The organism is Dactylosporangium sp. NPDC050588, from assembly GCF_040654975.1.
Lineage (GTDB): Bacteria > Actinomycetota > Actinomycetes > Mycobacteriales > Micromonosporaceae > Dactylosporangium > Dactylosporangium maewongense.
Genome location: NZ_JBFAJA010000089.1, coordinates 1 through 18,032, shown reverse-complemented (window position 1 = coordinate 18,032; position 18,032 = coordinate 1). Strand labels below are relative to the sequence as shown.

Annotated in this window: 18 protein-coding genes and 1 pseudogene; 2 read left to right on the top strand and 17 right to left on the bottom strand. The window is 69.0% G+C overall.

Translation table 11 applies throughout. From position 1 onward, the window contains the following. Positions 1–11: 11 nt before the first annotated feature. The 16 genes and pseudogenes from hydA to AB0I21_RS45280 all read right to left on the bottom strand — a co-directional run bounded on the left by hydA (position 12) and on the right by AB0I21_RS45280 (position 15,742). The gene (gene hydA / locus AB0I21_RS45355; RefSeq protein ID WP_360570335.1) at positions 12–1,430 is read right to left on the bottom strand and encodes a dihydropyrimidinase; all 1,419 of its coding nucleotides are present in this window, start codon (positions 1,428–1,430) and stop codon (positions 12–14) included. Positions 1,431–1,462: 32 nt separating this feature from the next. Next, entirely contained in the window at positions 1,463–2,830 is a 1,368-nt protein-coding gene (locus AB0I21_RS45350; protein WP_360570333.1) for an aminotransferase class III-fold pyridoxal phosphate-dependent enzyme, read from the bottom strand. Further along, entirely contained in the window at positions 2,827–3,390 is a 564-nt protein-coding gene (locus AB0I21_RS45345; RefSeq protein ID WP_360570331.1) for an amino acid synthesis family protein, read from the bottom strand. Before AB0I21_RS45345 ends, AB0I21_RS45350 begins: the two co-directional genes overlap by 4 nt. A 90-nt stretch (positions 3,391–3,480) precedes the next feature. Continuing rightward, positions 3,481–4,308 carry a nitrilase family protein gene (locus AB0I21_RS45340; RefSeq protein ID WP_360570329.1) on the bottom strand — a complete coding sequence of 276 codons (828 nt, stop codon included), beginning with the start codon at positions 4,306–4,308 and terminating at the stop codon, positions 3,481–3,483. Beyond that, positions 4,305–5,789 (bottom strand): NAD-dependent succinate-semialdehyde dehydrogenase, encoded by a 1,485-nt coding sequence (locus AB0I21_RS45335; protein WP_360570326.1) that lies wholly within the window; start codon positions 5,787–5,789, stop codon positions 4,305–4,307. Before AB0I21_RS45335 ends, AB0I21_RS45340 begins: the two co-directional genes overlap by 4 nt. Before the next feature lie 50 nt (positions 5,790–5,839). Further along, on the bottom strand, positions 5,840–6,631 hold the full coding sequence (locus tag AB0I21_RS45330; RefSeq protein ID WP_360570324.1) for an IclR family transcriptional regulator: 792 nt from the start codon (positions 6,629–6,631) through the stop codon (positions 5,840–5,842). A 121-nt stretch (positions 6,632–6,752) separates the two neighbouring features. Then, positions 6,753–7,904 (bottom strand): ABC transporter substrate-binding protein, encoded by a 1,152-nt coding sequence (locus tag AB0I21_RS45325; RefSeq protein ID WP_360570322.1) that lies wholly within the window; start codon positions 7,902–7,904, stop codon positions 6,753–6,755. A 55-nt stretch (positions 7,905–7,959) separates the two neighbouring features. Further along, complete coding sequence (locus AB0I21_RS45320; protein ID WP_360570320.1) at positions 7,960–8,769, bottom strand: ABC transporter permease; 810 nt, start codon at positions 8,767–8,769, stop codon at positions 7,960–7,962. Next, on the bottom strand, positions 8,769–9,560 hold the full coding sequence (locus tag AB0I21_RS45315; RefSeq protein WP_360570318.1) for an ABC transporter ATP-binding protein: 792 nt from the start codon (positions 9,558–9,560) through the stop codon (positions 8,769–8,771). The genes AB0I21_RS45320 and AB0I21_RS45315 overlap by 1 nt, the downstream gene beginning before the upstream one ends. Positions 9,561–9,689: 129 nt before the next feature. Next, on the bottom strand, positions 9,690–10,643 hold the full coding sequence (locus tag AB0I21_RS45310) for an ABC transporter permease (protein ID WP_360570316.1): 954 nt from the start codon (positions 10,641–10,643) through the stop codon (positions 9,690–9,692). Positions 10,644–11,141: 498 nt separating this feature from the next. Then, positions 11,142–11,969, bottom strand: coding sequence for a polysaccharide deacetylase family protein (locus AB0I21_RS45305; protein WP_360570314.1), 828 nt, complete (start codon positions 11,967–11,969; stop codon positions 11,142–11,144). Between the two features lie 587 nt (positions 11,970–12,556). Further along, a complete protein-coding gene (locus AB0I21_RS45300; protein WP_360570312.1) occupies positions 12,557–12,751 on the bottom strand; it encodes a hypothetical protein in 195 nt (64 codons plus the stop codon). Between the two features lie 720 nt (positions 12,752–13,471). Continuing rightward, positions 13,472–14,005 carry a hypothetical protein gene (locus AB0I21_RS45295; protein WP_360570310.1) on the bottom strand — a complete coding sequence of 178 codons (534 nt, stop codon included), beginning with the start codon at positions 14,003–14,005 and terminating at the stop codon, positions 13,472–13,474. 160 nt (positions 14,006–14,165) lie between these two features. Then, positions 14,166–14,691 (bottom strand): annotated as a pseudogene (locus tag AB0I21_RS45290) (transposase); the annotation flags it as partial. Between the two features lie 162 nt (positions 14,692–14,853). Beyond that, positions 14,854–15,468 carry a hypothetical protein gene (locus AB0I21_RS45285; RefSeq protein WP_360570308.1) on the bottom strand — a complete coding sequence of 205 codons (615 nt, stop codon included), beginning with the start codon at positions 15,466–15,468 and terminating at the stop codon, positions 14,854–14,856. A gap of 10 nt (positions 15,469–15,478) precedes the next feature. Further along, positions 15,479–15,742, bottom strand: a complete 264-nt coding sequence (locus AB0I21_RS45280; RefSeq protein ID WP_360570306.1) for an RNase A-like domain-containing protein — start codon at positions 15,740–15,742, stop codon at positions 15,479–15,481. Positions 15,743–15,809: 67 nt separating this feature from the next. Here AB0I21_RS45280 and AB0I21_RS45275 point away from each other — a divergent pair, with 67 nt between their 5' ends. Both AB0I21_RS45275 and AB0I21_RS45270 read left to right on the top strand, forming a co-directional pair. Then, positions 15,810–16,121, top strand: a complete 312-nt coding sequence (locus tag AB0I21_RS45275) for a transposase (protein ID WP_360570304.1) — start codon at positions 15,810–15,812, stop codon at positions 16,119–16,121. Further along, on the top strand, positions 16,118–17,032 hold the full coding sequence (locus AB0I21_RS45270) for an IS3 family transposase (RefSeq protein WP_360570303.1): 915 nt from the start codon (positions 16,118–16,120) through the stop codon (positions 17,030–17,032). Before AB0I21_RS45275 ends, AB0I21_RS45270 begins: the two co-directional genes overlap by 4 nt. Here AB0I21_RS45270 and AB0I21_RS45265 read toward each other — a convergent pair. Then, the coding region (locus tag AB0I21_RS45265) for a polymorphic toxin-type HINT domain-containing protein (RefSeq protein ID WP_360570301.1) at positions 17,004–18,032 on the bottom strand (1,029 nt) is incomplete at its 5' end. The genes AB0I21_RS45270 and AB0I21_RS45265 overlap by 29 nt on opposite strands.

Sequence of the window (18,032 nt, the reverse complement as noted above, 5' to 3'; positions counted from 1 at the left end):
GAACGCTCCGTTCAGAAGAGGTGCGGCGCGCCGCGCTCGGCGAAGACTCCGCGGCCCGCGGCGCCGGAGAAGGAGCCGTCGGCGCCGACCAGGTGGTCGCCGCGGGACAGGACGTGGACCGGCTTGCCGGTCACCCGCATCCCGTCGTAGAGGTTGTAGTCGGTGCGCATGTGGGTGTTCTCGGTGGTGATGACGTGGTCGGCCGCCGGGTCCCACACCACCAGGTCGGCGTCGGCCCCGACGGCGACGATCCCCTTGCGGGGGAACAGGCCGAAGAGCTTGGCCGGCCGGGTCGAGACCAGGTCGACGAACCGGCAGGCGTCGAAGCGTCCGCTCGCCACGCCGCCCTCCCAGAGCACCATGAGCCGGTCCTCGATGCCGGGCACGCCGTTGGGCACCTTGGGGAAGTACCCGGGGCTGCGCAGTTTCTGCGGGGGCAGGTCGTCGGGCTGGTGCAGGCAGAAGCCCGCATGGTCGGTCGCGACCGTCGCCACCGCGCCGGTGACGAGCGCCTTCCACAGGCCTTCCTGGTTGCTGCGCTCGCGGATCGGCGGGGAGCACAGGTAGGCCGCGGCCTTCTCGCCCAGGCCCTCGTAGTCCTCGTAGGCGACCTGCAGGTACTGCGGGCAGGTCTCCGCCCACACCCGGCGGCCGTCGGCCCGGGCCCGGCTGATCTCGTCGGCCGCGGCGGCGCTGGAGACGTGCACGACGTACAGCGGCGCCCCGACGGCCTCGGCGAGCACGATCGCGCGGTGCACCGCCTCGGCCTCGGAGTCGTGGCCGTGGGCGGTCGCGTGGAAGTGCTCGGCCGTGTCCCCGCGGTCGATGAGCAGCTGGGTCTCCCGGGCCACCATGTGCCCGTTCTCGGCGTGCACCATCGGCAGCACGCCGAGCTCACGGGCGAGGTCGAAGCCCTCGAGCAGCTCGCCGTCGTCGACCATCTGGGTGCCCGGGTAGGCCATGAAGAACTTCCAGCTGGCCGCCCCCTCCCCGACGAGCCGGCGCAGGTCGTCGAGCACGTCGGGCTGCTGGGCGCGGGGCGGGACGATGGCGTGCAGACCGAAGTCGATGACCGAGCGCTCCAGGGCCGCGTCGCGGCGGCGCAGGTACGTGTCGTACAGCGACCGGTCCGGCTCCTTCTTGACGAAGTCCAGGATCGTCGTGGTGCCACCGTGCGCGGCGGCGACGGTCCCGGTGTAGAAGTCGTCGGCCGTCCTGGTGGTGAACCCGTCGATCGGGTACTCCAGGTGCGTGTGCGCGTCGATCCCGCCCGGGATGACGAGCATGCCGGTCGCGTCGATCACCTCGGCGGCGGTCCAGTCCGAACCGATACCGAGCGCGACGATCCGCCCGTCGCGCACCAGGACGTCGGCGCGGATCGCCGAGTCGGCGTTGACGACGGTGCCGCCGCGAATCAGTGTCGATCCCATGTCACTCCCCTGTCACTGCGCCTGTGTCGCGTTCAGCCCTGGTAGTGCTCGTCGGCGAGGGCGAGGACCTCGTCGAGCACGCCGAGCGCCAGGTCGATCTCGGCGGCGTTGATGACCAGCGGCGGCGTGAGGCGCAGGACGTTGAAGTTGGCGGTGAGGTACACGCCCCGCTCCATCGCGGCCTTGAGCAGCCTGCCGACCGGGGCGGCCGCGGGTCCCTTGGCGTTGAACGGGACGAGCGGCTCCTTGGTCGCGCGGTTCTTCACCAGCTCGACGCCGTAGAAGAGGCCGCGGCCGCGGATGTCGCCGATGCTCGGGTGCCGCCCGGCCAGCTGGGCCAGGCCGGCGCCGAGGCGCTCGCCCATCGCCCGCGAGTTGTCGACGACGCCCTCGTCCTGCATGATCCGCAGCGAGGCCACGCCGGAGGCGCACGCGAGGGGGTGACCGGCGTAGGTCATGCCGCCCCAGAACATGTTCGTCCGCAGCCACTCGGAGATCCGCTCGTTCACCGTCATCGCGCCCAGCGGGACGTAGCCCGAGTTCAGGCCCTTGGCGGTGATGAGGATGTCGGGCGTGACGTTCCAGTGGTTGCAGGCGAACCACTCACCCGTGCGGCCGAAGCCGGCCATGACCTCGTCGAAGATCAGGATGATGCCGTACCGGTCGCAGACCTCGCGCAGCGACTGCAGGTACCCGTCCGGCGGGTAGAGCAGGCCGTTGGTCCCGGTGACCGGCTCGACGATGACGGCGGCGACGGTCTCGGGGTTCTCGTACTGCAGGATCTCCTCGAGGTGCGGCCCGCCCGAGCAGACGGGGCACGGGTCGGGGTGCCCGGCCGGGCAGCGGTACGTGTACGGGTCGAGCATCCGCACCACGCCGCTGATGCCCGGCTCCGCGGCCCACCGGCGCGGGTCGCCGGTGAGCGACATCGCGCCGGCGGTGGCGCCGTGGTAGGAGCGGTACCGCGCGACGATCTTGTGCCGGCCGGTCACGTGGCGGGCGAGCCGCACCGCGTTCTCGTTGGCTGCCGCGCCGCCGGTGGTGAAGAAGCTCATCTTCAGGTCGCCGGGGGTCAGGTTCGCGATCATCTCGGCGAGCTCGGCCCGCGAGCGCTCCGCGAAGCCGGGGCCGATGTAGCACAGCTCCTCGGCCTGGGCGCGGATCGCCTCGACGAGGCGGGGGTGCTGGTGGCCCAGGTTCAGGTTGACGAGCTGCGACTGGAAGTCCAGGTACTTGCGGCCGTCGTAGTCCCAGAACCACGAGCCCGAGCCGCCGGCGACGGGGATCGGGTCGAGCGAGCCCTGCACCGACCAGGAGTGGATGACGTACTCCTTGTCGACCGCCTTCACCCGCTCCGCGGTCCAGGCGTCGGTGCCGATCTGGTTCTCGGTGATGGTCATGCGCCGGCCTTGACCTCGGCGCCGAACGTGGCGAGGCGGGCGAGCGGGCGGCCGGCGTTGGCCGCGGCGACGATCACGAAGATCTCGCGGGGGCGCGGGACGTCGGCGACCTGCAGCGTCACCGTCTGGTGGTGCGAGCGGGTCTTCGAGTCCAGCTTGTGCTTGAGCGGGATGTCGATCGGGCTGCCGGTGAGCCCGACCTTCTCGGCCGCCGGGAGCAGCTCGGTGCCGCCGGCCGCGTTGCGGAACATGTTGCCGAACCGCAGGTTGTGAATGAGCGCCGAGCCGTGCTCGAGCTCCCCGTCGATGCCGACGAGCGCCGCCTTGCCGAAGGCCTCGACCTCGTCGCCCAGCAGCTCGACGCAGGCCGGGCCGATGAGGCTGCCGATCTCCTCGCCCAGCTCGTCGGCGAGGGTCACCAGATCCTGCACGTACTCGCTGGGGTAGGGGTTCTCGATGACGACCCCGACGAACGCGACGCGGTGGCGGGGCTGCACGTCCTGACCGTTCTCGAGCCAGGTCTCCTCGATGTGGCGAACGATCTTCCGGACCCTGATCACGATCACTCCTTTGTGGTTCATTGAACGAACCGTCGGTTCAAATACTGTAGACACTGCGGGGGGCTGTCAAGAGCCGTGAGGACTCGAAGCTCAGCTCGAGTAGAGGTCGGTCCGCCGGTCGGCCAGCGGCTGGTTGAACGGGTTCTCCCGGCGCTCCCGGCGGGTGCCGATGAGGTCGACCTCGGCCAGCACCAGCTCTTCGCGGTCGCGGCTCGCGGGCTCGGCCAGCGGCCAGCCGTCGGGGCCCACGAGCACGGACCGCCCGACGAACTCCTGCCCGCGCTCGACGCCGATCCGGCTGACGCCGGCGACGAAGAACTGGTTGCTGTGCGCGCCCGTCATGCACATCAGGTGCGCCATCGCCGGCCCGGTGTCGGGCTGCCCGGGCACGGGCACCCAGTTCGACGGCAGCACGAGAAGATCCGCACCTTGTACGGCCGCGCTGCGGAACATCTCGGGAAACCAGGCGTCGTAACAGATGCCGACGCCGATGCGCCCCAGCGGGGTGTCGAACACCGGGAAGCCGGCCGTGTTCGGGTCGTAGATGCGCTTCTCGTCGTTCCAGAGGTGGGCCTTGCGGTACGTGCCCAGGTGGCCGTCCGGCCCGAGCACCACCGCGGAGTTGTAGACCCGCTCCCCGTCGAGCTCGGTCAGGCCGCCGACGATCCAGATCCCCAGCTCCGCCGCGAGCGCGGCCCAGCCGGTGGTCGTGAGGCCGTCGGGTATCGGCTCCGCGTACTTCACCGCCTCCGCCCGGTCCTCGAACACGTAGCCGGCCGAGGACGCCTCGGGCAGCACGACGAGCCGGGCCCCCTCGGCCGCGGCCCGCCGGATCCAGGCCGACGAGGCCGCGAGGTTGCCCTCGACGTCACCGAGCACCGGTTCCCACTGGACGCCGGCCAGGACGAAGCCGGTCACCAGTTCGCCCGGACGGCCGTGTACTTGATGTTCAGGTACTCGTCGATGCCGACCCGCCCGCCCTCGCGGCCGAGCCCGGACTGCTTCACCCCGCCGAACGGCGCCGCCGGGTTGGAGATGACGCCCTGGTTGAGCCCGACCATGCCGCTCTCGAGGCGTTCGCTGACGCGCAGGCCGCGGCCCAGGTTCTCGGTGAAGACGTAGGAGGCGAGGCCGTACTCGGAGGCGTTGGCCAGGCCGACCGCCTCGTCCTCGGCGTCGAAGACCACGATCGGGGCCACCGGGCCGAAGATCTCCTCGCGGACCGTCCGGGCATCGCCGGGCACGTCGGCCAGGACCGTCGGGGCGAAGAAGTACCCGTCGCCGTCGACGGCCGCTCCCCCGGTCACGACCCGGGCGCCGGCCGCGGTCGCGTCGGAGACCAGCTCACCGACCGACTTCACGGCGTTGCCGTCGATGAGCGGGCCCACCTCGGTCGCCGGGTCGAGCCCGTGACCGACGCGCAGGCGGCCCAGGCGCTCGGCCAGGCCGCTGACGAACCGCTCCGCGACGGAGCGCTGGACATAGAAGCGGTTGGCGGCGGTACAGGCCTCGCCGACGTTGCGCATCTTGGCCTGGACGGCCCCCTCGATGGCGAGGTCGAGATCGGCGTCGCCGAAGACCAGGAACGGCGCGTTGCCACCGAGCTCCATGGACGTGCGCAGCACCCGCTGGGCGGCCTGGCCCAGCAGGGTCCGGCCCACCTCGGTCGAGCCGGTGAACGACACCTTGCGCAACCGCGGGTCGTCCAGCAGCGCCGAGCTGGCCTCGCCCGAGCGGGCCGTGGTGAACACGTTGACCACGCCCCGCGGGACGCCGGCCTCCTCGAGGATCGCCACCAGCGCCAGCATCGACAGCGGGGTCTGCTTGGCCGGCTTCACCACGACCGCGCAGCCGGCCGCGAGCGCCGGACCGATCTTGCGGGTGCCCATCGCCATCGGGAAGTTCCACGGGGTGATGAGCAGGCACGGGCCGACCGGCTGGCGCATGAGCAGCACCCGGGAGCCGCCGGCCGGGGCCGGCAGGTAGCCGCCGTCGATACGGACGGCCTCCTCGGCGAACCAGCGGAAGAACTCCGCCGCGTAGGTGACCTCGGCCTGCGACTCGGCGAAGGCCTTGCCCATCTCCAGGGTCATCAGCCCGGCCAGGTCGTCGCGGCGCTCGACCATCAGCTCGAACGCCCGGCGCAGCACCTCGCCCCGCTCGCGCGGCGCCGTGGCGGCCCAGGTGTGCTGGGCCCGGTCGGCGGCGGCCAGGGCGTCGAGCGCGTCGGCGACGGATGCGTCGGCGACCTCCGCGATCACCGAGCCGGTCGCCGGGTCCTCGACCGCCAGGGCCTTGCCGCCCTGGGCCGCCCGCCACTCGCCGTCGATGTACAGGCCCTTCGGCACCCGGCCGGCCGCCGCCGTCGCCGCGGCCAGCGCCTCGTCAAATGAGGCCATTGCTTCCTCCTCCACCGGCCGGTCGTCCCCGGTCCGGTCCATCGCCGGCGTTACAGCCGGCCTAGCCCACTGGGCAGCTCGATGTCGGTATTGCTGAGCAGCTCGCTGAGTTGCCGGGCGGCCTTCATGACCGACTCCGCCACCTCGTCGATCCGGTCTCGGGTGAGCCGGTAGGTGGGGCCGCCGATCCAGACCGCGTACGGCGTGGTGCCCCGGATTCGCACCGGCGCGGCCACCGAGGCCGCGCCGACCTCGAGCTCGTCGTAGGCGAACGCGAACCCGCGGGCGCGGACCGCGGCCAGCGAGCCCATGAACGTGTCCAGGTCGCCGACCTCCGGCGGGGCGAACGCGGCGAACTCCTCGGCGAAGTCGGCCCGGACCTCGGCCGGGTCGAGCGCGGCCAGCAGCACCTTGCCGGTGGACGTGGCCCACACGGGCTGGGTCCGCGGCACGGGCTTGACGGTCTGGCCGATGAGCGAGGGTCCCGGCACCTGGGCCACGACCATCACCTTCGGGGCGAGCAGGACGTCGAATCCCGCCGTCTCCCGGGTCTCCCCCGCCAGGCCGCGCAGGACGTCACGCATGTGGCCATAGGCGCCGCCGCCGTCGAGCAGGCCGCCCACGATGGACAGCAGGCCGAGGGACACGCGGTACCGCCGCGTCACCGGGTCGAGGGTCAGCCAGCTCTCCCGCTCGAGCACGGTCAGCACCCGGTAGCAGGTCGCCTTCGGAATGCCCGCCTCGCGCGCGACCTCGCTGAGGCCGACGCCCTCGGGGTGGGCGGCCACCGCGCGCAGCAGCCAGATGGTGCGCCGGACCAGGCCGGCTTCACCAGATACCATCGAGTTCCTCCCGTTATCCGCTTGCCATCGTCAGCGGCAATTCTTTCGATGCCATCCTGGCAGGCGCGGCGGCCACCGGGATGCCGGACGAGGCCGTTACCCCGTCCGGCACCCCGCGCGGCTACTTGCCGCCCTCGGTGATCGTCGGCGTCTCGGGCTGGTAGGAGCTGCCCGCGACGTCCACGCCGGCCGCCTTGAGCTCCTCGCGGGCCTTGTCGGACAGGTCGGTGCGGAACGCGCTGCTGTCCGGCTTGCTCTTGAGCACGCCGCCCTTGATCGCGATGTCGATGGTGGAGTCCCACGACTTCTGGTCCATCGCGCCGATGCCGTTCGGCGACGGCCAGATCAGCTTGTTGACCTCGGTGAGCATCCAGGTCTGGTGACCGGTGCCCAGCGCGCTGCCGTGGTTGAGCACGATGTCGACGCAGCCCTTGAGGTCGTCGCGGCAGGCGGCCCAGCCCTGGTACGACGCCTTGAGGAACTTCACCGCGGTGTCCTGGTTGGCCTGGTCCTTGAGCCAGTCCCCGCGGGCGTAGATGCCGTCCTCGAGGCTGGTGTAGCCGGCGTCCTGCAGGCTGATCGCGGTGAAGTCCGACGGCTGGTACAGCTTGCCGGTCTTCGGGTTCTTGGTCTCCAGCAGCTGGGCGTACTCGTTGTACGTCTTCGCCTGCGCGCTGTCGACCTCGCGCTTGAGCAGCAGCGACATGTCGAACGGCTGCTGGATGATCTGGGTGTCCTTGGCCGGCTCGACGCCCGCGCCGCGCATCGCCGCATACTGCACCAGCTCGTTGCCGTAGCCCCAGCTGCCGGTCTTCTTGCCCTTGAGGTCGGCGAGGGTCTTGATGCCCGAATCGGCCCAGGCGACCTGCAGGTACGCGCCGCGCTGGAAGACCTGGCCGATGTTGACGAGGTCGGCGCCCTGCTCGCGGGTCGCCATCGTCTTGGTGACGTGGCTGACCGCGAACTCGGCGTTGCCGGAGGAGAGGATCTGCTGGGGGACGATGTTGACGCCGCCCTCCTGGATGTTCACGTCCAGGCACGCCGCGTCGTAGAAGCCCTTGTCCTTCGCCGCGTAGTAGCCGGCGAACTGGGCCTGGGCGACCCACTGGAGCACGACGCGGACCTTGGTCTTCGACTTGCAGTCCTTGCCGGCGTCGGACGCGGCCTGCGTGCCGCTGTCGGACATGCCGCCACAGCCGGTCGCGAGCAGCGCGGTGGCGGTGAGGGCGCTCAGACCGGCTGCCAACCGGCCCGGCCGTCTACGAAGGAACATTGGTGACTCCAAAGCAGAGAAGAGTTCGGGGGCTTTGAGGGAGGGGGTGCGACGCCTACGGGTTCTCGTCGTGCAGCGAGGAGTGCCAGGGCATGAGGAGGCGCTCCAGCAGCGAGACGACGCCGAACATGGCCAGGCCGAGCGCGCTCGCCACGAGGATTCCGGCCCAGGCGTAGTCGAACCGGGGCAGCGACGCCTGCGAGGCGATGTAGACGCCGAGTGCGTTGCTCGGGCCGCCGAAGTACTCGGTCACGATCACCCCGATGACGGCGAGGGTGGAGCCGAGCTTCAACGCGTTGAACAGGAAGGGCAGCGCGTTGGGCAGCCGCAGCATCAGCGCCACGTGTCGGGGCTTGGCCGCCAGCGACTGCATGAGCTCCAGGTGCAAGGGTGAGACCTGGAGCAGTCCCCGGGTCGTGTTGACCAGAACGGGGAAGAACACCATCACGGCGGCGACGCCGGCCTTGGAGACCAGGCTGGTGACGCCGAACCAGTTGTTGAAGATCGGCGCCAGAGCCACGATCGGGGCGCAGTTGACGATGACGGCCACGGTGAGCACGGGCCCGGACATGCTCGGGAACCGGCTCAGCACCAGCGCCACCACGACGCCCCAGACCACGCCCATGAGCAGGCCGAGCAGGACCGCCTCCACGGTGATCCGGGAGGCCGACATGATCGTGCCGAGCTGGCCGGCGAACGCGGACAGGATCGCGGTCGGCGTCGGGAGGATGAACGACGGGACGTCGAACACGATGACGGCGAGCTGCCACGCGCCGAGGATCACCAGGGCGGTGACGACGACCGGCAGGACGCGGCCGAGCTGGGCCCGCAGCCGGGACGGCTGGACGGCCTGGGTGACGGCCATCAGACGGCCTGCTCGGCGAGCTCGCTGTGCAGCGCCGTGCGGGCCTCGGTCACCTTGGCGAAGAACGCCTCGGTGGTGCGGGTGGCCGCGGTCCTCGGGTACGGCAGGTCCACGTCGATGCTCGCGGCGATCCGGCCCGGGCGGGCCGACATGACGACGATCCGCGAGGACAGGAAGACCGCCTCGGAGATGCTGTGGGTGACGAACACGACCGTGGTCCGGGTGTCGGCCCAGATCCGCAGCAGCTCGCCCTGCAGCCGCTCCCGGTTCATCTCGTCCAGCGCGCCCAGCGGCTCGTCCATGAACAGGATCGCCGGATCGGCGGAGAGCGCGCGGGCGATCGCCACCCGCTGCTGCATGCCGCCGGAGAGCTGCCACGGGAAGTGCTTGGCGAACTCGGAGAGCCGGACGAGCTCCAGCATCTCCTGCGCCTTCGCCCGGCGGGCCTGCTTGTCGGCCCCGGCGACCTGCAGCGGCAGCTCCACGTTGCGCTGGACGCTGCGCCAGTCGAACAGGCCGGCCTGCTGGAAGACCATCCCGTAGTCGCGGTCGGTCCGGGCGGCGCGGGGCGTCTTGCCGTTGATCGTCACCGTGCCGCTGGTCGGCTCGGTGAGGTCGGCCAGCACGCGCAGCAGGGTGCTCTTGCCGCAGCCGCTCGGGCCGAGCAGCGACACGAACTCGCCGCGCTCGATCGTCAGGTCGATGTTCTGCAGCGCGGTCACCGAGCGCTTGCCGCCGCTGTTGAACTCTTTGTTGACTCCGCGGACGGAGATGATGGCGGGCTCAGTCATCAGCTACTCCAGGCACATGTCGAAGGTTCGGTGCGGTGCTGCCACCGCGGACGCCGGGATACCTGGCGGGAGCGACGGTCCGCCGCTGACGCGGTCCGAGCCATGGGTTCTTGGCTCTTTCTGGACTGCTCACGCATGGCGGTGCCGGAGCGCGAATCGCTCGATCAGGCCCAGCAGCTGCACGAAGACGATGCCGGCGACCGCGGATACGAGGACGGCCGCGTAGAGCTTCTCCGGGCCGTTCGAGTAGTAGTAGGCGAAGGTGAGGATCGACCGGCCGATGCCGCGACCGGTGCCCGCCGACAGCTCGCCGACGATCGCGCCGACGACGCTCGCCGTCGCGGCCAGCCGGAGCCCGGCGAACACGAACGGCAGCGAGGCCGGCACTCGCAGCCACCACAGCACCTGGCGGCGTTTGGCACCGACGCTGTGCATGAGCTCCAAGTGCACCTTCTGCGGCGACTTCAGGCCGCGCAGGGTGTTGATCGTGACCGGGAAGAACGCCAGGTAGGCGGCGATGCCGGTCACGGCGATCCACGGCGGGGCGCCGGCCTTGCCGCCCCAGATCACGATCATCGGGGCGATCGCCACCAGCGGCACCGTCTGCGAGGCCACCAGCCACGGCATCAGGCCCTTGCTGATCGGGACCACGTTGAGGAACACGATCGCGAGCAGCAGGCCGAGCACGGAGCCGGCGACGAGGCCGTAGAGGGCCTCGCGCAGGGTCACCGTGGTCTCGCCGATCAGGTACGCACCCAGGGACATCGAGTCGCCGCGCCGGGCCGGCTCGATCAGCGAGTGCAGGATCGTCGAGAGGTGGGGCATCGACAGGTCGTCGGTGGCCACCGGGAAGCCGATCCTGGTTCCGGGGATGACGTCGCCGACCGCCTGGCCCAGCGCCTTGTACCCCTCCCAGAGCCCGGCGAGCAGCGCGACGACCCCGATCGAGCCGACGGTGTTGATGACGTGCTTCTTCACGTTAGGTTCGCGAAGGGACCGGCCCTGCGCCAACTGCTGCCGCCCGCGCTGGGCGCGCCCCGTCTCGGCCGACGTCGGCGGCGGAACGATCTTTGTCGCGGTCATGTGCAGGCACTCTCCGAAACCTCTCGGGAGCCGTCGTCCGGCGGTAGTGTTTCACTCAGTGAACCGTTGGATCGGATCACTCAGTGAACTGGTGGTTCACGATAGAGCCGTGACTCACGACACGTCAATGCATCCGGCAACGCGGATCTCAAACGTTTCGGCGGACCTTCATACCGCTGTTGACCTGCAAGTTTCCGCCTGTTGCGAGCATGTTTCGCGTCGGCCGTCCAGCTGGGCCGGGGATCGGCCCAGGGGGTGCCGTTCTTCGGCCTGGGGCACCCGTGGGCCGTTGAGGCCGGCGTGACGGAACCGCGGGCGGGCCTGGCTTCCGGGTCTCTGGACTTCGGACCCATGGACGGCGCACCCCGGTCCGCGGCGGCACCGGTTCGGGCCGACGTCAGGTCTCGGCCCGATTCCCTACCACGTCATCGTGCTGGGCCGGCCAGGCGTCCTTCGACCCGGCCGCCGTCAGGACCGGCTGAGTTGCCCGGCGGTCTCCTATCGCAAGGTCTGGGCCACGCCGGTCGGCGCCGGGAGGGCGATCAGGGTGAACCGGCCCGCCAGGCCGGGCAGGATCGTGCGCAGCGCGGCGACCGTCTGCGGCCCCGCGCCGTCGTGCAGGAGCACGATCCCGCCGGGACCGGTTTTCGTCAGCACGGTGTTGACGATCGACTGGACACCCGGGCCGCTCCAGTCCCGCGGGTCGACGGTCCACGAGATCGACGTCATGCCCAGGCCGGCCGCGATGCTCACGATGCCGGGCGACCAGTTGCCGCCGGGGGCGCGGAAGTAGCCGATCACCGCGCCGGGTGCGACCGCCCGGATCGCGTCGTTGGTGCGTTGCATGTCGGATCTGATCTGATCGGGCGTACGGGTGCGCAGCATCTCGTCATGGCTCCACGAGTGGTTGCACAGGGTGTGCCCCTCGGCGACCATCCGCCGGACCATCTCGGCGCGCGCCGCGACCTGCCGGCCGACCATGCAGAAGGTGGCCTTGACGTGGTGCTTGGCCAGCAGGTCCAGCACGGCGGGGGTGTCGTCCCACGGGCCGTCGTCGAAGGTCAGCGCGACCGCGTCCGACCCGGTCTTGCGCACCGTTCCGACCGGGCCGTCGCCGGTCATGATGACCGGCGCTGACGCGGACGGCGAGGGCGTGGGACTCGGCACGCTCGGTTGGACCGTCGGCTCCGGGTGCTCGGCGACCACCGGCGCCGCCGCGACCGGCGCGTCCGGAGCAGACGCGGGCGGCCCGCTGTCGCCGCGGCTGCCGCCGAGCGTCAGGGCCAGGATGGTCAACCCGAGTACGGCGATGCGGCGCAACGGCACGGAGGTACTCCAAACTCGGTCCGGCCCCGTCGGGACTCGACGATGCTACAGACCAGACGGATGCCCGAGCTCTCCGGTTGCCGAGGTTCCGGCCGGCGCGGCGGAACGATCGGGCGTCTCCCCCGCCGACCTCCTCGGCGCCGGGCGGCCGGCAGCGCCGACGTTCGCCGAGTACATCCCGGTCGGGCGGGAAGCGGTCACCGACGGCAGTCGTCAGGCGTACGGCACGTACTGGAACCGGGTCCTGGAGCACTGATCGGAGCGGCGCATCGACGAGGTTCGGCCGTCGATTTCGAGCGGTTGACCGAGCATGTCAAGGCCAACCGGGTGCAGCGGCGCAACGCGGCACGGGTCGGCGGAGAACCTGATCGCGGCGTTGCGGTGCTTGTGCCGGCGGGCCGTCGCCGTCGGCCGTTACAGGCCGAACCCGGCGAACCGCACCCGACAGGAGCGTCCCCGGCAGAACCGCCAACCAGCCGGACACGCCGTGCGACACCCGTCTCAGGCACCTTCTCAGGGACTCGACGTCCGGGGAAGCCCAGCCACTGGGCCTCCCCGGGAGCAATCATTCATCGGTGGATGTGCTCCTACTCCTCCCACCAGACATTGAAATCGCCGTAAAGCCGTTCCTTCAGGCACGTCGAATGGGTGTACATTTCCTGCTGGGTGTGCAGGTCCGACAGGCTGGCGAGCCGCATTCGCATCGCATATCCATCTTCTTCAAGACGGATGACTTTTAAACAGAAGCAGCACATGAACTTGCCGCTGAGATCAGAAGACACGCCACCTGCCCTTTTGATTTTTGTGCACAGCGGTCATGGTCGTTCGATGACTGGTGATGGTTATCGTGTCTTCCGGGTTGCGGATGACCGCGTACCCCGCGTCTCCCCCATAGACCGGCCGCCCACATCAAGTCTCGCCATGACCGCTACAGTCGGATCGGCTGCTTGAACGATTCCGAGTTTCTCTTCAATATCGGCCATGCCCTCTTCGGCCGTGTTGCAGTTGTGAACCAGAACCGACTGGTCACCGGCAATCACGTAGTACGTGTGGAGTTCTCACGGAATGCGAGGCGGGGATATTGGCCGAATGGTGCCGTTGACCTGGAGTTTCGTAGTCACCGTCTCCGATCCGACATAGAGGACTGGCGATGGTGACATCAGCGGCGACATCAACGCCGGCGCACGTCGGTGCACGTGGACGGCGGATACGCCCGCGGAGGCGGGTCTGTGACTGCGGTGGGGACGCGATGACGGCAGCCAAGCCGTACCGAGAAATCGGTTGGCGACGTGAAGCGCCCCGTCCCTGGCTTGGGTGCCGCGGGACGGGGCGCTCCGGTGTTCGCGTGTCCAAGAAGTTCCTTGATGGTGATCAGTTCGACGCCGACAGAGTGGGATCAACACTCAAGGTGATGGCACCACTCCGTCGCGAGACACCTATTCAGTTACCCGAGTTCTCCGCCGCAGCCTGCCGGGCGCTTGACGCTTGACGGTGCTCACGCGTCAGGTTTGCAGGTCGTTTCCCGATCTCACCCCGAGGCTCTCTGACCGCTCCCATTCGTCCGCTTCCCTCAGCAGCGGCCCGACCAACGAACGGGCGCCAGCCACATAAGCCATCCACCGGAGCTCCTCGCAGCCGAAAACGGGCTCCCCACCTGAATCGACCCAGATGCACGCCACATTGCCGCATGACAATGTCACGTCCCACCAGGCCCAAGTTCGCTGGCCGGGCTCGAACGAAAACAGGAAGTCCTGAACCGTCCACTCTTCATCACCCCGATGTGCTGCATATTTCGGGGCCGCCTTCAACCAGGCGTCCGCAGACCAGGCAGGGACGTCGGCCTCCGATACCGTCTCAGCTTGGAAATCAGCCTCCATGCAGGCTTTCAGCCCAGCTGCGACCAGCTCCCTCAGACGCTCCCCGAAGGCCTCCGCCTTGTTCCACGCCTCCACCTCGACATAGAAGACCGAAAGCAATCCTTCAGGGGGGCCATCGGGACGCCTGGCGACCCTGGCCAGCTCCGGCGAAGACATCATCTGACCACTCTCCCAGAGCCGGGAATCGCGGCCTCGAGCAGCGCAGAGAAGTTGTCCCCACCGAACAAATTCGATGGGATGCCGTAGAGGTCGTCTGCGACGCCCGGATCGTCGATCTGGGGCCTGCCCGATGAGAAGATGTTGAACTGCCGCCGGCTCATTTCCAGGTCGGGGTCGCCGCTTCCTTCTCCGAGTGGCAGATGACGATGGACGCGTCCACATCCAGAACCAGGCCAGGGACCGTCCGGCCCGCCGCGGACGCCTCGGGCAGAGCACCGTGGGTTTCGAGGCGTTGCGCCCACGCCAGTTCCCGGGCCTGGGCGCGGGCGACGCGGAGCCGGCCGAGGACCGCACCGTCCATGTTGGACAGCAGCCGCCACGCGGTCGGGTCCGACGCCCGGCCCGAACAGGGCGGCCTGGTCCCGCAGCACCGCCAGATCGGAGATCGTCGCACCGCCGTCAGCGAGCATCACCGCCAGATCCACCGCGACCCGGCCGGGGTCATGCACACCGCGTCGCTGCCGCAACCCGGCCAACGCCTCGCCGCACGCCGCGGTCAGGCCGGTCACCTCCGCGACGTCGGCGAGGAGCCGTGCGCCGGCGTGACCGACCACGCCACGCCCGTCGGCACTCACGATGATCTTCGGACGCGATCCGGTAGCCTTCACTCGGCAGGTGCCTTCCATGGCGGACGATCAGCGCCTTCGACAAGCCAGATCATCCCAGATGGCAGGCGCCTTCCTCATTTCCGATCATGAACCGCGCACGGGCTTACTGAAAGACCCGGGATAAGGACCGGCATGGTGGGCGGTGTCTTGGCGGTCACCGCCCACCATGTCTTTCACCGCCTATGTCACGAGGTATTCGACAGCGGACACCACGAACTCCCCGCAGCCGAGCTGCCTTCCCAAGGCGTCCAACTGTGCGTACTGATCGTGCGTGAGCGACAGCACTCTGGCCGCGGCGATTCGCACGAGCAGCCGGAGCGCGAGATTGTCGGCCCCGAGCTCCGAGCATTTGATCAATCCAGGCCTTGCGAGGAGCAGGTGACCGTCCTCGACATGCGCATCGATGATCGCGTTCACCACCGGCACGACCGCCCCGCGGAAGACCGGGCCCGGCGGGCGCGCGAGGCGCCCAGCCGGGTCCAGTCCGTGTGCCCTGAGCCAGCCATCACAACGATCGATCACGGACTCGATCCACTCCGCACCCGATCCCGTCCCCGCGTTGAATACGAAATACTCATCTGTGGCGACTACCCACAGGTGTTCGATTTCGTCGTTCGCGAGATTTCCCACGACCGTCGCGTCGTCGCGAAGCGCCAACACCGCGGACGGCGACTGTTCGGGCCACAGCACGATGTCCAGCGTCGCCGTGTGGTCACCGTCCAACATCCAGTCCTGGTGGAACAAGGCCGCGAGCGAGCTCAGCCCGTAGTCAAGATCGGAGAATGGCTGGTCCATCGCCAGATTCCTATCTCGGGATCAGTGTGTGAATGTAGTAGCCACCTCGGTGGCCGCGTGCACGCTGCAGGACCATGACAAAGCCGTTGCCGGCGCTGGTCGGATTCATACCGGCAGAGGTGAAGACCGCCCCCAGAGAAGTGCCTGGGCGACCGTAGGTCCCGGTGATCTCCAGTTGCTGGTCAGATCCTCTCAGCCACCTTTGAATCAGACGGGTGTTGTCTTGGATGGCTTGCGTCGCCACCGCCTGGGCTGTTTGCGCATCCCGCCACACACTGAGCCACCCCCGCTTTCATGGAGATTCTTGATCATGGTCTGATGGCCGTGGGAAGGGAAGATCCGTGGCACCACCGAAGAAGTACTCACCCGATCTGCGGCAGCGCGCTGTGCGGCTGTATCGGGAGTCAGACCCGAAGCCGGTGATCCGCCGGTTGGCTGAGCAGCTCAACGTGCATCCGGAGGCGTTGCGGAACTGGATCCGGCAGGCGGAGGCTGACGCTGGGGAGCGTACCGACCGGCCGTCCAGCGATCTCCTCGAGGAGAACCGCAGGCTGGCGCGGGAGAACGCTGAGCTGCGGCGGGCGAACGAGATCCTGAAGGCGGCGAGCGCGTATTTCGCCGCGGAGCTCGACCCGACCCGGCGACGGTCATGACGTTCATCCACGAACACACTGGCCGCTTCGCGGTCGCGCTCCTGCTACGGGTCCTGCAGATCAGTGCTTCCACCTACTACGCGTGGCGCGCCCGGTTCATCGAGCCGTGTGACCGGGACCTGGTCGACCGCGGGTTGCTGTCCAACATTCATGACATCTGGACCGCGTCGGGCTGCACGTATGGCGCGGACCGGGTGCACCGGCAGCTGCGCCGTGACGGGATCCGGGTCGGCCGCAAACGTGTCGAGCGGCTGATGGCCGCTCAGGGCTGGCAGGGTGCGTTCCTGCGCCGCGGGTGGCGCGGCGGGTCAACCGTCCAGGACCCGACCGCGACGCCGGCGCCGGACCTGGTCAACCGGCAGTTCACCGCTACCGCGCCGAACCGGTTGTGGGTCGCTGACGCCACCCGGATCCGCTGCGGTGAGGGTGTGTTCTGGCTGGCCGCGGTCCGCGACGCGTACTCCAACCGGATCGTTGGGTGGAAGGCCGGTGACCGCTGCGACACCGACCTGATCCTCGGCGCCCTCGAGTACGGCATCTGGACCCGCGACGTGCGGGATCAGGCATTGATCCACCACAGCGACAGGGGCTCGAACTATACGTCGTTCCGGTTCACGCAACGCTTGTCCGACAACGGGATCCTGCCCTCGATGGGCTCGGTCGGCGACAGCTACGACAACGCGTTGATGGAGAACTTCTGGTCCACGCTCAAGATCGAACTCGTCTACCGCACCAGCTGGCAGACCCGCGACCAAGCCGAGAACGCGATCTTCGAATACATCGACGGCTGGTACAACACCCGCCGCATCCAACGCGAACTCGGCTACCGCAGCCCCGACGAATACGAGACCGCCTGGCACGCCCTGAACGAGCCAGACAACCTCACCCCTGCCCCGACCGGAGGCAGGTAACCACCGCTCCATCAAAGCGGGGGAAGCTCACACTGTTGACGCCGGTCGTCCGCGTGCCATCCCGTCGGGTCCTCACCTTCGACAGCGCCAGGCGGTTCGCCTCCTGAATCGAAGGATTGACGTGTTCGTCGATGACGTGCGCTCCGGGAAATTCCCGGTCATCAGCACTCAGGTTATCGCAGTTATGGACCAGCACCGGCGTGCTGGCTGCCGCGACGTAGTACGTGTGCACGTCAGTCACGGTGAGGTCGTGCATGACCTTCGTGGCGTTGCGGAACTCGACGTCGAGCACCACCGTCGTGGTGCCGTCGAGGGTGTGGACCTGCTCGCCCGGTTGGAGGTCGGCCGCGTCCACCCATGCCTGCCGGGTCTCGGACCAGAACGGGTGATGCTGTGTCGTGTGGAGGGTCGCGACGCCGTCACCGTTTGCCAGGGTGACGTCGACCAGGTCACTGTCCAGGTTGACGTGTTTGCGCTCCACCGTCTGGATCGTCGTCGCACCGGACGACGGGTCGCTGGCTAGGACCTGGTCGCCCGCCTCGACGTCGCCGATCGGCTTGGTTGAACCGTCGGCCATCTGCACCGGCGTCGCAGGGTCGAAACTGTGGCACTTGCACTTGCATCCCCCACCGCCCCCGCCGGGCTTACCCCCTCCGGCCGCCGCGCCGGCGGTGTCGTCGGCGAGGCCACCTGGTGCGTCGTCGGCCTTCTTGGCGGCCGCGCCGGCCTTCTGCGCGAGTTCGTCGGCCTTCTTCCTGGCCGCGGCGATCAGGTCGTCGGTGCGTCGGATGACGTCGTCGGCGATCTTGATCGCGCGTTGCCATGACTTGTATGCGACGAACGCTTTGTTGATGCCCTTGACGATGGCCTTGCCGGCCTTGAACACCTTGCCCCACGGGATCATCCCGATGAGGGTGTTCACGCAGGCGCCGACGTCGCCCTTGGTGATGCAGTTGACGATGTCGGTGATGCCGAGGAAGTCGAGCAGAAAGGACAGGCC